Here is a 13,268-nt window from a genome sequence, read left to right on the forward strand (position 1 = left end):
AGGGCTACATGGATTCCCCCGGTTGTCAAACATCCGCTAAACTTATGTTGATGGGTTTTGGACTGCCGCTCTACATTCGGCCTACTTATCGACGATTCGCATACGTCGTGGCCCTGATGACTTGCGCGACTGCGGTGCCTTATTCGTTAGATGACATCTAGTGTGTCCGCCGCATTAACAGGCTCTCCGCAAGTGGTCTTAACCTATCTCCATCATTAGCGTCTGCAATGACCCGGTGGGTTTAACTCTCTATGCTGCTTAAGTTTCTACTTAAGCAGCATAGTTTTCATATTCGGTTTGATTGTGTAAAAGCGACCATATAATTCGTGCGTTCTTCGCGGCAAGTGCCACTATCGCTCGGTTCATTCCTCTTCGTTCTAGAACGCCTCGACACCACTGACTTAGCTTATCTTGCTTGTCGCCAAGGTTGGCAATGACTGTCCTTGCCCCGTGAACTAATAGTGTTCGCAAGTATTTGTCGCCGTGTTTGGTTATCCGACCTAAGCGAGGCTTTCCTCCCGTCGAATATTGCTTTGGTACTAGTCCTAGCCAAGCAGAGAAATCACGGCTTTTATCAAATTGAGAACCATTGCCTATCGAAGCAAGTATCGCAGTAGCGGTTTGCGGCCCAATACCTCGAACCTTCATCACTCGTTGAACATTAGCGCTGACCTTAGCAAAAGAGTCGAAGACTTGTTCAGTATCGGCGATACGTTGATTCAACTCTCCAAGCTGGTGATAAGCATCGGCAATCACCGTTCTTGCGAGATGTGGCAGTTCATTTTCTGCATCTTCAAGCATTAAGGGAACGTGTTTCATTAATGAAGAGCGGCCAACAGGAATGATTAACCCGAACTCAGAGAGTAGGGCGCGCATGCGATTCATAAGCGCGGTGCGTTCACGAACCCAATGCTCTCTCATTCTATGTACCGATAAGATGGCTTGTTGCTCGGGGGATTTTACGGGTACAAAGCGAGTTGATGGACGCTGAACAGCTTCGCATATGGCAACAGCATCATTAAGGTCGTTCTTTCCTTTAGTTCGATAAGGAACCACGTATTTAACGGCCATAATGCGGGCGTCATGACCCAGTTTATTGAGTGTTCTTGCCCAATAATGTGCACCACCACACGCTTCAACGCCTATACGCATGAGTGGCATATTTGCTATTGTAGTCAGTAGTTTAGAGCGAGTTACTGACTTATGAAGTATGACCTTACCATTTTGGTCTACGGCATGAAGACTAAAGTGGTTTTTAGCTAGGTCGATACCGCAGAAATAAGAATAATCAGACATGGTGCCTCCGATGCATTTAAGTACCACATAAGTGTGGCAGATCCTCGGTAGGGGGAATCCATGTCGTTCGTTATACCCTTTGAGGCAATTTTTGGAGTATGTGATGTTTGCAGAATTGGGCAAAGTTGCAAAAGTGTTGATTGATTCGATAGCTAAGATCAAAAATATTACTGACAAGAGGAAGTATAGACAGTCATGTATAGATGTAATTTCTGTATATTACGTTCTCAAAGATATACGTGATGACGCTGTAAAGTTATTGAATGCTTGTAATTGGAATCCTAACGAAAAAATATCTACTTTAAGCGAATTAGAGTTGAGTGCATTCTTATGCTTTTGTGATGAAATTCTACGAAAACAAGGCGAACGTTTATACTGTCTTGAGCGGAAAATAAACTCTGATCAATGTTTAGCTTTTATGGATGATGAGCTTCATCGAAAGTTACTTGAAGCAATTGGTCATAAAAGTCAAAGAGTAGTTAGTCTGCATGGAATAGCATCTACGCTAGTGATTGAAGCAATGTTACCAAGCGAAACACCTGAAGATAGAGTTGAATTAATTCAAAGAATGTCGGGGCTAGAGAACGATACGTTAAACTTAAATGAAATTCGGCAAGAAATTGACAACTTTAGTTTGTTATTAAAACAGTATAAAAACTATTCAGTATCCTTGGTGGACAACCCAGAGTTAGTTGAAATTACTGAATTAGCAAAAAGCAACGCAATGTTAGGTCGGGTATAACAAACGCTTCAACCGGACAGTCAACGCTCGGCGGTTTTAGTGCTAGCAGTTAGCTTCAGTGATTATGGTGTGTTAATTTGAGTTTTGTGGCGGCGTTGTCAGCCAGTTAAGCGGGCGTTATATGCTTTCCTACTCCCAATCGCATACATAATATTAAAATTTAATGGTATGATGTTCTTGGTTGTAACTTACTTCAATATCATCAAAAGAATCCACTATGAAAAAAGCTATCGTATCTGTAATTGCAGTTGCTTCATTGCTATCTGGTTGTGTGGCATCACATCAAGCTGTAGCGCCAAATACCAAGAATATTAAGTTGCCTGAAACTGGCATTGTTACTGCCTCTAGTCTTGGTGAAAGAATGTTAGAGTCGGGAAAAGTTGTCACTGTTCAGGGTTTTACTCTTCATAGTGATGCACCGATCTTTGATGGTATAGTTAAAGCCGGCGAGTACCATCAAATTGGAGTTAAAGAAAATCATAAAGTATTTGGACCAAAAAATGGCTACGGTACAGGTATTGTAGATGCTCTAATGGGGGCACCAAGTCCAGCTAAACCATATGTAGATGGAAAAACTGGCTATTTGTGCTTCTTAGGCGGTTTCGGAACTAGATTCTGTTCTGATACTGTAAAACCTAATGTTATGCCAATAAATGTATATACTACCGATAGCTTTATGCAAGAATTGATTTATACAGGCAAGGTTGGTGATAAAATTCGTTTCACCTACCGCGAGTTCCAAAATGGTATGGCTCGCCAAGCATTCAATGTTGACGTTGAATATGACTTGTCCGAAAGTGACTTGATCTCGTATAAAGGTGCAACGGTAGAAATCATTTCAGCTACGAACCAAAAGATCGAATATAAAGTAATTAAACACTTTAATTGATTCGTTTCAAACTACGCATATAACAAACGACTATGGCGTCAATGATTAATTTTTGGCTGTGTTTTCATCCCACATGGCGCCATCTCTGAGCATAGAGTTAAGTGTCACAACCATCTTTCGTACGCACGCGATTATTGCGACTTTTTTAGGTTTCCCAGCAGCTAAAAGTCGAGCATAAGTCGCTTTGAATATGGGGTTACATTGCATGGCTGACATCATCGCCATGTATAAAACGGTTCGTACTTGCGCTCGACCGCCTTGGATCACGCGCTTACCTTTGTAGCGCCCACTTTCGCGTGTTATTGGAGCGACACCAATCAGTGATGCTGCTTGTTTATTCGTGATGTAACCAAGTTCAGGTACGTTGCTAATTATTGATGCAGCGGCAATGTTTCCTATTCCTGGGACGCTTTGCAATATTGTGTTTTTAGCTTGGTATTCAGGGCTATCTTCAATGAGTTTAACGAGCTTTTCTTCTAACTTGGTGATTTGATTTTTTATCGTGGTTAGCATCGGTTTGATAGTCGGATGGAGAGAAGCGGGAAGTATCTGGATTCGGTTCTTTTCCATGGTTTGCATGGATAACAACTGGTTTCGGCGAATGACTAAGTCACTCATTAGGCGTATGTTTTTTGGCTTTATGACAGTAAGAGCTGGTTTGATTGCTTCTCCATAGTGAGCAATCAATTCTGCATCTAAACGATCATTTTTGGCTCTGCGGCCAATAGCACCAGCGAACCGTTTTATGTGGACAGGGTTTGCTCTGACAATAGGTAATTGAGCCTCTGCACATGCAAGAACAAAAGGCATTTCTAATCGGCCTGTTGCTTCAATAACGATTCGTTCAGGACTGTGACTCTTAATCGTTTTGAGTGCTTTTTTGATGCCTTTATCATTGTTCTCTACTGAGAAAAATAGGTCTAGTGGCCTGATGTGGATGTCTAATTGTGTTTTGCCGGTATCAACTCCAACGTTGATGCTTTGATTGATTTTGGTATTCATAATAAGCTAACTCATGCTTGCGTAATGCGGGTTCGAGACCCAGTCGACTATTCGAGGTTTATGCTTGAAGTCCTATGTAGCGTTCATGTTTGTTATCGGTCTCTCGATAGAGGAGCCAGCGTTTAAACGAACTACTACATAGAAAGCTTTAGTTGCAGCTAAAGCCTGGGTCTCACATTACCCGATTGGAGTGCTTATTATCCATACAAACTGTTTAAGAGTGATTCGCAACGCGTGGCATTTTTATTATGCGTTGCGTTCAGTGTTTAAGGCGGTATACGGTAGCATCGGTATTGCGTTGCTCACACCTTAACAGGGCTATAACACAAAATCAGGCTATTGCTCAAAATTGCTATTTGAACTATTATTTGTACATTAAATTGTACCATAGGGAGTTCAACATGAGCCGCATCCATTTTGATCAAGATATTCAGCCTTTGTCTGAATTTCGTGCTGGCGTGACGTCATTTATTAAACAGATTAACGAAACTCGCAGACCACTAGTTATCACACAACGTGGTAAGGGTGTTGCGGTTGTCCTTGATGTTGCAGAATATGAAGCAATGCAAGAGAAGATCGAGTTACTGGAAGAAATGCGTACTGCTGAAGCACAATTAGCTTCAGGTTTAGGTGTTTCCAATGAAGACGCTCGTGCTCAAGTATTGGGGCGCATTAAGAAATGAAAGTAGTCTGGTCACCACTAGCATTACAAAAGTTAGGTGATGCAGCCGAGTTTATTTCACTGGATAATCCAGTGGCGGCAGAAAACTGGGTTAATGAGGTTTTTGATAAAACTGATTTACTCTCAAGTATGCCTGACATGGGGCGAATGGTTCCTGAGCTGCCTCATACCAATTACCGTGAAATTTTGTTTGGTCACTATCGCATCATATATAGCCTTAGCCATGAAATTCGCGTCCTCACAGTACGAAATTGTCGTCAGATACTAACGGAAAGTGACGTGTAGCAATTGTGTTATAACAAGCAATTTAAGAGGGATTCACAACGCTTGGCACTTTTGCTCCTACTTCAAGTTAAGTGTTTATGGCACAATGCGTTAGGTTTGGGTGGAGGCGTTGTTCACCCCTTAATTGGGCTAGTTGCCCAGAGGAAGTAATCAATCCATTGGGAACTTTTGTTTCTGGTGGAGTACGCGCATAATTCGGATAATGTCGCCTTCGATCCAATAGGAGACGATCATTGAAATCTCAGGAATTATAAGTAATCGCCCACGAATGCCGTCTCTCTGTACACCCATTAGAGGCTGCTCAAGCAAGTTTTCTACTTTTGTTTCAATGAGGTTGTCAGCGTTTTCTGCCGCATCAGGGTTGAAGTCATAGATAAACTCAAAGATCCTTTCACGATCATTGAGTGATTCTTCTTCCCATAAAATCATTGCTTACCTCGATTACGTATTCTGGCTTTGCGTTCTTCCATTCGAGATTTAGCAGTTTGGTGTTCAACGAAAACGGATTCTCCTGAGTCAAACTTCTCAAATGCTAGGTTTACTTGTTCAGTTAGCCATGCATCGTGAGATAATGTTTGTCTTTGTTGCTCAGCGAGTTGCTCAGTAAGCTCACGGCAAGCACCACTCAGTGTGCGACCTTGGCTCTCAGCCATCTGTTGAGCTAGGCGTTTTGTTTCTTCATCAACACGAAATTGAATTCTAGTGTCCATGATGTATTCCTTTATTGGTGTGTGTACAAATGTTAGCACTCACCTTTGAGATGGGCAACTGACAAGCTACTATGGCGCCAATAACTAACTTTTGGTGCTATGTTTCATCGCACATAGTCCCATATCTCATCAACCATTGCAGAACGTTAAATGGTAGGTCACCACTATCTGTAGAGGAAAGTGCATTGAAGTTAACCAATAAACTCGTACGTTACCCGCACATTGATGTTAATCGTGCGTTTGAAAAAGAAGCTGAATTATTGCAGCAAATTCAGGCGGGTGAGATTGGGCAAGCCTTAATGTTGTGGCAAGCAAAAGCGCCGACACTTGTTTTGCCCGCAGGTAAAAAGTGGCCTGTGACCGTAGAGTCTAGAAAACAACTCGCGGCACAAGGTTGGCAACTCACCTCACGTAAAACAGGCGGCGCTCCCGTTCCCCAACTGCCGGGGATCATTAACTTATCGCACATTTACCATTGGCCTCGTGATGAAGCCTACAACATCCAAAAAGCGTATCTACATCTGTGCAATATCTTAACCCTGTTTTTTAAAGAACTGGGCATCGATGTGGATGTACACGCGACTCCCGGTTCTTATTGTGATGGTGACTACAACCTCAATATCAATAAACAAAAAATAGTGGGCACGGCGCAGCGTGTTTTGCTTAAACAAGGGGGCGGCCAAATCGTACTTTCGCAAGCTTGTATCTTGTTGGATGTCGACCTAGAGAACATCGTTGCACCCGTAAATTTTTATAATCAAGTTTGTGGCAATCCAACCGTGGTGGACGCGCAAGTTCATACTCCGTTGTCCGCACATCTGACAACTCTACCCAACGTAGACTCACTCTTTCAGCAGTTAAGCCAAGCTTTCATCAAGCATGCGTGATACCAACCTTTCGTTAACGCCAAACTAATTTGCCGATGGTAGAACGATTTCAATACTATGTGTCGATGAGAACGAATGGGTTGAACTTGAGGCGGTGAGAACTTTATAATGTTACTTGTAACATAATAAAGAGTTCAAATAGTTATGACAGAACAGCAGAAGAAAACTCGAACCACACTTCAAGATGTTGCAGACAAAGTGGGGGTCACAAAGATGACCGTCTCTCGTTACATGCGCAATCCCGATTCAGTCGCAGCCAAAACTCGCGTTAAAATTGCAGCGGTTATTGAAGAGATGGGATACATCGAAAACAAAGCGCCAGCTATGCTCTCTAAATCGTCGAGTAAAGCGATCGGTATCTTGCTCCCTTCGTTATCAAACCAAATCTTTGCCGCGTTTGTTCAAGGTATCGAAACGGTTACTAAAGAGAATGGCTACGAGACGTTGCTTGCTCACTTTAGCTATGATGCTGTGGAAGAAGAGGAAAAGATTGCTTCGCTGCTTTCGTATCAAGTTGATGGGTTGATATTGACGGAAAGCCACCACACCCCCCGCACGTTACAGATGATCAAGAATTCAGGTGTTTCTGTTGTTGAAACGATGGAACTCCCAACCAATCCGATCGATATGGTTGTTGGCTTGGACCATATTGATGCTTCTTACCATGTCGTGAAGCGAATGATTGAAGCTGGTAAACGCTCTATTGCTTACTTTGGCGCTCGATTGGATGCGCGAACCAAGTTGCGTTTGCAAGGCTATGACAAAGCGATGTATGAGGCTGGATTAGAGCCTAAACACGTGTTGACTGAACAGCACTCTAACTTCTCTTTGGCTGAAGATCTGCTTGATCGCGCTCTTGCGGATTACCCAGATCTAGATGGCGTGTTCTGCACCAATGATGACATCGCGATAGGTACCTTGCTCATTGCCCAGCAACGTGGAATCCAAGTGCCGCAACAGCTATCTGTGGTGGGCTATAACGCGTTAGATATCGGTCAAACCATACGCCCAAAACTGACTAGCGTGGATACGCCACGTTATGAAATAGGTAAGAAAAGTGCCGAGCTACTGCTTGCCCGATTGAAAGGTGAGCCAGTTACGGAAACGGTAGTGGATATGGGCTATCGCATCACTGATGGCGAAAGCGTTTAACCAAGTATCGTGGAAACTGAAAGGGGCATCGAAATGATGCCCCTTTTGCTTTTACATTTAAGTAATGACACAGCTAGACGATAAAACTCGCCCCTTGTTCTGCACTCGAAACGCTTTGGCGCATCACGCTAAATAGGTTGCGCCCCATGGTTTGCTGGTTGGCGTCTGCCTCAAATACCTTCGCTTGGCGAGATTGCATGTCGTTGAGGTTATTGAGTTCGCCACTCGCGCAATCTAAGCGCAGGATATCGCCTTCGCAAACAAGCCCAATAGTTCCTCCTCGAATGGCCTCTGGTGAGACATGAATCGCGGATGGGATCTTTCCTGAGGCTCCAGAAAGGCGCCCATCAGTAACCAGAGCCACTTTAAACCCTTGTTTCTGAACATTACCTAGAATCGGCATAAGCTTGTGCAGTTCAGGCATACCGTTCGCAGCTGGGCCATTGTTTATTACCACAACAATGCAATCTTTGTTGAGTTCACCTCGTTGATACGCGGCTTCCACCTTATGTTGGCAATCAAAAACTGCCGCAGGTGCTTCGATAACGCGTTGCTCTTCTGCAACCGCTGACACCTTAATCACCGCATTGCCAAGATTCCCTGAAAGGACTCGCGTTCCGCCTGTGCTTTGGAATACCTGTTCTTGGCCTGCAATTACCTCTGCATCTGCCGACTGTTTGCACTTTTTCCACGTTAGCTTTCCATTTTCAAGTTCTGGAATACTCATTTGATCTTCAAACGAGCCAAAGGTAGGTGTGACATCTCGGTGCAGTAAGTTGGCTTGATCTAAACGGCGTAACAGCGCGGGAACTCCTCCTGCCGCTTGGAACGCATTCATATCTGCTGGGCCGTTGGGATAAACTCGAGCAAGTAAAGGCACCACATCGGATAGATCGCTGATGTCTTGCCAAGTCAGAATAAATCCTGCTGCGCGTGCTACCGCGACCATGTGAATGCTGTGGTTGGTACTGCCACCTGATGCGAGTAGGGCAACAATGCCATTGATTAAGCTTTTAGCGGTAAAGACTTCAGAAAGTGGGCGGAAGTTTGCGGCTTGTGGTGTCATTGAAGCAATTTCAATGGCGGCATGCTGAGTGAGTGATGCGCGCAATTCAGAGTCAGGGTGAATAAACGCTGAGCCCGGAAGCATCAGCCCCATCGCTTCAAATACCAGCTGATTGGTATTGGCTGTGCCGTAAAAAGTGCAGGTGCCCGCTGAGTGATAAGCGTTGCACTCCATGTCCAGCAAGGCACTTTTTCCTACCTTACCAGCCGCGTATTCTTGGCGAATATGTACTTTCTCATCATTGCTGATGCCCGTTGCCATCAAGCCCGCCGGAACAAAAGCGGTGGGTAGATGTGCAAAAGAGAGCGCGCCCATCAGTTGTCCTGGAGCTATCTTGTCGCAAATACCAAGTAATAGGGTTGAATCAAACACGTTGTGACTCAGTGAAAGAGCGGTCGATTGAGCAATCAAGTCCCTTGAAAACAAAGACATATCCATGCCTGGTTGGCCTTGAGTTACCCCATCGCACATCGCGGGAACACAGCCCGCTACTTGAGAGGTGTGGCCGAACTTAGCTAACGCCTTTTTGATCTGATCTGGATAGTGTTGATACGGCTGGTGAGCGCTTAACATATCGTTGTAAGAGCTGATTAACGCCACATTGGATTTAGTGAGATCAAGAATCGAGCGTTTCTCATCGGAGCAAGAAGCTGCGACAGCATGAGCCAAGTTGCCGCAAGAAAGCCCTTTACCACCTTTGCCAGCAGAGGCTTGGTGTTGGGTTCGGTTTAGAAACGCTTCATGAGTCTCTTTGCTTCGTTCAATTAATCGTTGAGTCACCGCTTGGATGGTTGGAAGGGTCATGCTGTTTCTGCCTCATCAGTCATTGAAAGCACAATCGCAGCACAGTCCACAACGTCATCAATATCGCCATCAATGCTGATGACAACCGTATCTGGCTCGTGATCGGGTCTTTCTAATGTTTCGAACTGGCTTTTAATCATGTTCTCTTTCATGAAGTGGCCTTGGCGCTGACGCATTCGATGCAAGATCAGGTCAATGTTGCCATCTAAAAAGAGAAAGGTGAGGTTTTTGTTCCCTTCGCGAATTTGGTCGCGGTACTTCTTCTTCAACGCAGAACATACAATAATGCCGTGCTCATTTTTACTTTCTAGGCTGTACGCTGCATCACGAACGCGTTCCAGCCATGGAATGCGATCATCATCATTAAGAGGTTGGCCTGACGCCATTTTTTGAATGTTTGCTCGAGGATGAAGGTCGTCACCATCAATGAACTTACGCCCAAGTTTTTTTGCCAACTGCTCGCCTATCGTGCTTTTCCCACAAGCACTGACACCCATGACGATGACACTACTACCAGCCATAACTCAATCCTCTTAACAAATTTGCGCGTGATCTCAATTTTGAACATCGCTTGTAAATATGGCTTTATCTTATAAGCGTTACCGGTAACATGTTACCGGTAACTTAAGGAAGTGTGATGAAGGACACAAAACAACAATTCACAACAATTGTGATTGTTTTTGCATCCTACTGACGGAAAATTAGTCACATCTCACTATATTCGCGTTTAAAAAATCACTGGAAAGAGATCTTTGGGGGATAAAATGGCCAACGATTACCGCGCAATTGCGAAATCTGTTGTTGAGCATCTTGGGGGCAAGACAAATGTGGCTGCCCTAACACACTGCATGACTCGACTACGATTCGTTTTACACAGCCAAGATGGCGTCGATATTAACAAGCTAAAAGCACTGAAAGGTGTGATGGGTGTTGTTGATAATGGAGACAAAGTACAAGTTATCATTGGTAACGAGGTATCGTATGCATACAAAGAAGTGATGGCGCTTTGTGAGCTATCCACTGTATCTGAGTCAGAGGTTCCTGCTAAAAAAGAGAAGCTAACGGCTAAGTCAATTGGTGCGAAAATGTTGGACGCACTGGTTGGTACCATGTCGCCTCTTATCCCAGCAATCATTGGCGCTTCAATGGTCAAACTGCTCGCCATGGTACTTGAGATGCTGGGCTGGGTTGAGCCAAATGCACCTACCTTGATTATCTTGAAAGCGATTGGCGATGGCGCCTTCTTCTTCCTACCGGTTATGGTTGCCGCTTCCGCATCGATCAAATTCAAGACCAATATGTCTCTTTCCATTGCGATTGCCGGTGTCTTAATCCACCCGAACTTTATGGAATTGATGGCGCAAGCAGCAGAAGGCAAGCACGTTGATTTCTTCGGTATCCCAATCACGTCAGTGAAATACACCTACACGGTTATTCCTGTACTTGTGATGACTTGGGCTCTTTCTTACATAGAACGTTGGGTAGATAGCATTACCCCTGCTGTGACTAAAAACTTCCTGAAACCTATGCTTATCGTATTGATTGCAGCTCCGGTTGCTATCGTACTTATCGGTCCATTTGGTATTTGGGTTGGTACTGCACTTTCAGCGCTTGTTTACACAATTCATGACACATTAGGTTGGTTGTCGGTTGCTATCATGGGCGCACTGTGGCCTCTACTTGTTCTTACTGGTATGCACCGTGTATTTACTCCAACGATTATTCAAACCATTGCTGAGACGGGTCGTGAAGGTATGGTTATGCCTTCAGAAATCGGTGCTAACCTCGGTATGGGTGGTGCGTGTCTGGCTGTTGCTTACAAAACCAAAAACAGCGCACTAAAGCAGACATCATTAGCCGCAGGTGCTTCAGCTATCTTCGCCGGTATCTCTGAGCCTGCATTGTACGGCGTGCTTGTTCGTCTGAAACGTCCACTTATCGCAACAATGATTACTGGTTTTATCGTAGGTGCATTAGCGGGCATGGGTGGCCTTGCGAGTCACTCGATGGCAGCACCAAGCTTGTTTACGAGTGTTCAGTTCTTCGATGTGAATGACCCAATGAGTATCGTTTGGGTGTTCGGTCTGATCGCATTGTCTATTGTTCTGTCATTTGTTCTAACCCTAGTTTTAGGCTTTGAAGATGTTCCAGAAGATGATGCCGATGAGAAAGCAACTTCAGAGTCAGCAAACAAAGAAGCTGGTAAGGCAGAAGACAAGCCGACAGTAGTGTCCGCGTCTTAATTAGAATTGATTAATTTATTCAGTCACCTTACTTCAGCGTAAGGTGACTTTTATTGTTTCCGAGGTATTCGATGTCAAACATTCAATTTCCCGAAGATTTCTTATGGGGCGGCGCTATTGCTGCAAACCAGTCTGAAGGCGCTCACTTAGCGGGTGGTAAAGGCCTAACAACCGTAGATATGATCCCTTATGGTGAGAACCGCATGCCAATTAAGCTTGGTCAGGTTGATAAGGTGACGCTCAGCGAAGACGAGTTCTACCCAAGCCATAACGCGATAGACTTTTATCACCGTTACAAAGAAGACATCGCCTTGCTGGCAGAGATGGGATTTAAAGTCTTCCGCGTATCCATCGCTTGGAGCCGAATCTTTCCAAAAGGTGACGAGCTAGAGCCGAACCAAGCTGGCTTAGATTTTTACCGTGATGTTTTTGAAGAGTGTAAGAAATACGGTATTGAGCCGCTCGTTACCTTGTGCCATTTCGATGTGCCTATGCACTTGGTCAACGAGTATGGTTCGTGGCGTAATCGTAAGATGATTGAGTTCTTTAGCCGTTACGCGAGAACCTGTTTCGAAAACTACAAAGGCTTGGTGAAATACTGGTTAACTTTCAACGAAATCAATATTTTACTAGCGAGCCCGTTTTCTGGTGCTGGATTGTTGTTTCAGGAAGGCGAAAATCACGATCAAGTGAAGTACCAAGCAGCTCACCATGAGCTAGTAGCAAGCGCTTTGGTAACCAAGATTGCCCATGAAGTTGATGAGCAAAACCAAGTGGGTTGTATGCTGGCGGGCGGTAACTTCTATCCATATTCATGTAAGCCAGAAGATGTGCTGATGGCTATGGAAAAAGACCGCGAGAACCTGTTCTTTATCGATGTTCAATCGCGTGGTTACTACCCATCTTATGCTCAAAAAGTGTTTGATAACAAAGGTGTGGTGCTTGAAACACAAGATGAAGATTTCGAGATTCTAAAGAACACCGTCGATTTCATTTCTTTCAGTTATTACGCTTCACGCTGTGCTTCCGCTGATATGAATGCAGGAAATACGAGTGCAGCGAACGTCGTTAAGTCCATCAAAAACCCTCATCTTCCAGCAAGTGATTGGGGCTGGGTCATTGACCCTACAGGTCTTCGAATTACGATGAACACACTCTATGACCGTTACCAGAAACCACTTTTCTTGGTAGAAAATGGCTTAGGTGCTCGTGATACCTTGGATGACAATGGAGAAGTGAACGATGATTACCGCATTGATTACCTTCGTCAGCACATTGTTGCGATGCATGAAGCAATGGAAGACGGTGTACCATTGATGGGTTATACACCTTGGGGTTGTATCGATCTTGTTGCGGCGTCGACCGGAGAGATGAGCAAGCGCTATGGGTTTATCTACGTGGACAGAGACAACCTAGGCAATGGTACGTTAAATCGTATTCCTAAAAAGTCATTCCACTGGTACAAAAAAGTGATCGCAAGCAACGGCAGCGACTTGGCTTAATTTGTCTG

Annotated in this window: 14 protein-coding genes; 8 read left to right on the top strand and 6 right to left on the bottom strand. The window is 44.4% G+C overall.

Going from position 1 to position 13,268, the window contains the following annotated elements:
• Positions 1-270 precede the first annotated feature (270 nt).
• Entirely contained in the window at positions 271-1,296 is a 1,026-nt protein-coding gene (locus tag AB4512_RS10680; RefSeq protein ID WP_372174889.1) for an IS110-like element ISVisp6 family transposase, read from the bottom strand.
• A 103-nt stretch (positions 1,297-1,399) separates the two neighbouring features.
• Between AB4512_RS10680 and AB4512_RS10685 the strand changes: the two genes are divergently transcribed.
• Together AB4512_RS10685 and AB4512_RS10690 are read left to right on the top strand one after the other, a co-directional pair.
• A complete protein-coding gene (locus tag AB4512_RS10685; protein ID WP_017069685.1) occupies positions 1,400-2,038 on the top strand; it encodes a hypothetical protein in 639 nt (212 codons plus the stop codon).
• A 217-nt stretch (positions 2,039-2,255) separates the two neighbouring features.
• Positions 2,256-2,927: a hypothetical protein gene (locus AB4512_RS10690; RefSeq protein WP_017069686.1), complete on the top strand. Its 672-nt coding sequence runs from the start codon at positions 2,256-2,258 to the stop codon at positions 2,925-2,927.
• A gap of 45 nt (positions 2,928-2,972) precedes the next feature.
• Here AB4512_RS10690 and AB4512_RS10695 read toward each other — a convergent pair whose 3' ends face one another.
• A complete protein-coding gene (locus tag AB4512_RS10695) occupies positions 2,973-3,929 on the bottom strand; it encodes an IS110 family transposase (RefSeq protein WP_206360870.1) in 957 nt (318 codons plus the stop codon).
• Between the two features lie 401 nt (positions 3,930-4,330).
• Between AB4512_RS10695 and AB4512_RS10700 the strand changes: the two genes are divergently transcribed.
• A complete protein-coding gene (locus AB4512_RS10700) occupies positions 4,331-4,612 on the top strand; it encodes a type II toxin-antitoxin system Phd/YefM family antitoxin (protein WP_011080399.1) in 282 nt (93 codons plus the stop codon).
• Positions 4,609-4,896 carry a type II toxin-antitoxin system RelE/ParE family toxin gene (locus tag AB4512_RS10705; protein ID WP_017064044.1) on the top strand — a complete coding sequence of 96 codons (288 nt, stop codon included), beginning with the start codon at positions 4,609-4,611 and terminating at the stop codon, positions 4,894-4,896. The genes AB4512_RS10700 and AB4512_RS10705 overlap by 4 nt, the downstream gene beginning before the upstream one ends.
• Before the next feature lie 150 nt (positions 4,897-5,046).
• Here the strand turns inward: AB4512_RS10705 and AB4512_RS10710 are convergent, their stop codons facing one another.
• Positions 5,047-5,325: a type II toxin-antitoxin system mRNA interferase toxin, RelE/StbE family gene (locus tag AB4512_RS10710; protein WP_017059447.1), complete on the bottom strand. Its 279-nt coding sequence runs from the start codon at positions 5,323-5,325 to the stop codon at positions 5,047-5,049.
• Positions 5,322-5,606: a hypothetical protein gene (locus AB4512_RS10715; protein WP_017059448.1), complete on the bottom strand. Its 285-nt coding sequence runs from the start codon at positions 5,604-5,606 to the stop codon at positions 5,322-5,324. Before AB4512_RS10715 ends, AB4512_RS10710 begins: the two co-directional genes overlap by 4 nt.
• A gap of 185 nt (positions 5,607-5,791) precedes the next feature.
• Between AB4512_RS10715 and AB4512_RS10720 the strand changes: the two genes are divergently transcribed.
• The gene (locus AB4512_RS10720) at positions 5,792-6,493 is read left to right on the top strand and encodes a lipoyl protein ligase domain-containing protein (protein ID WP_102393084.1); all 702 of its coding nucleotides are present in this window, start codon (positions 5,792-5,794) and stop codon (positions 6,491-6,493) included.
• A gap of 144 nt (positions 6,494-6,637) precedes the next feature.
• On the top strand, positions 6,638-7,645 hold the full coding sequence (locus tag AB4512_RS10725; protein ID WP_017059450.1) for a LacI family DNA-binding transcriptional regulator: 1,008 nt from the start codon (positions 6,638-6,640) through the stop codon (positions 7,643-7,645).
• 73 nt (positions 7,646-7,718) lie between these two features.
• On the opposite strand, the gene edd is transcribed toward AB4512_RS10725, so the two are convergent.
• The gene (edd, locus tag AB4512_RS10730) at positions 7,719-9,515 is read right to left on the bottom strand and encodes a phosphogluconate dehydratase (RefSeq protein ID WP_372174890.1); all 1,797 of its coding nucleotides are present in this window, start codon (positions 9,513-9,515) and stop codon (positions 7,719-7,721) included.
• Positions 9,512-10,036: a gluconokinase gene (locus AB4512_RS10735; RefSeq protein ID WP_017059452.1), complete on the bottom strand. Its 525-nt coding sequence runs from the start codon at positions 10,034-10,036 to the stop codon at positions 9,512-9,514. The genes edd and AB4512_RS10735 overlap by 4 nt, the downstream gene beginning before the upstream one ends.
• A 243-nt stretch (positions 10,037-10,279) precedes the next feature.
• Between AB4512_RS10735 and ascF the strand changes: the two genes are divergently transcribed.
• Together ascF and AB4512_RS10745 are read left to right on the top strand one after the other, a co-directional pair.
• A complete protein-coding gene (gene ascF, locus AB4512_RS10740; RefSeq protein ID WP_017064040.1) occupies positions 10,280-11,758 on the top strand; it encodes a PTS cellobiose/arbutin/salicin transporter subunit IIBC in 1,479 nt (492 codons plus the stop codon).
• 71 nt (positions 11,759-11,829) lie between these two features.
• Complete coding sequence (locus tag AB4512_RS10745; RefSeq protein WP_017067568.1) at positions 11,830-13,260, top strand: 6-phospho-beta-glucosidase; 1,431 nt, start codon at positions 11,830-11,832, stop codon at positions 13,258-13,260.
• Positions 13,261-13,268: the final 8 nt, after the last annotated feature.

Source organism: Vibrio sp. 10N.222.52.B7, assembly GCF_041474275.1.
Classification (GTDB): Bacteria; Pseudomonadota; Gammaproteobacteria; order Enterobacterales; family Vibrionaceae; genus Vibrio; species Vibrio crassostreae_C.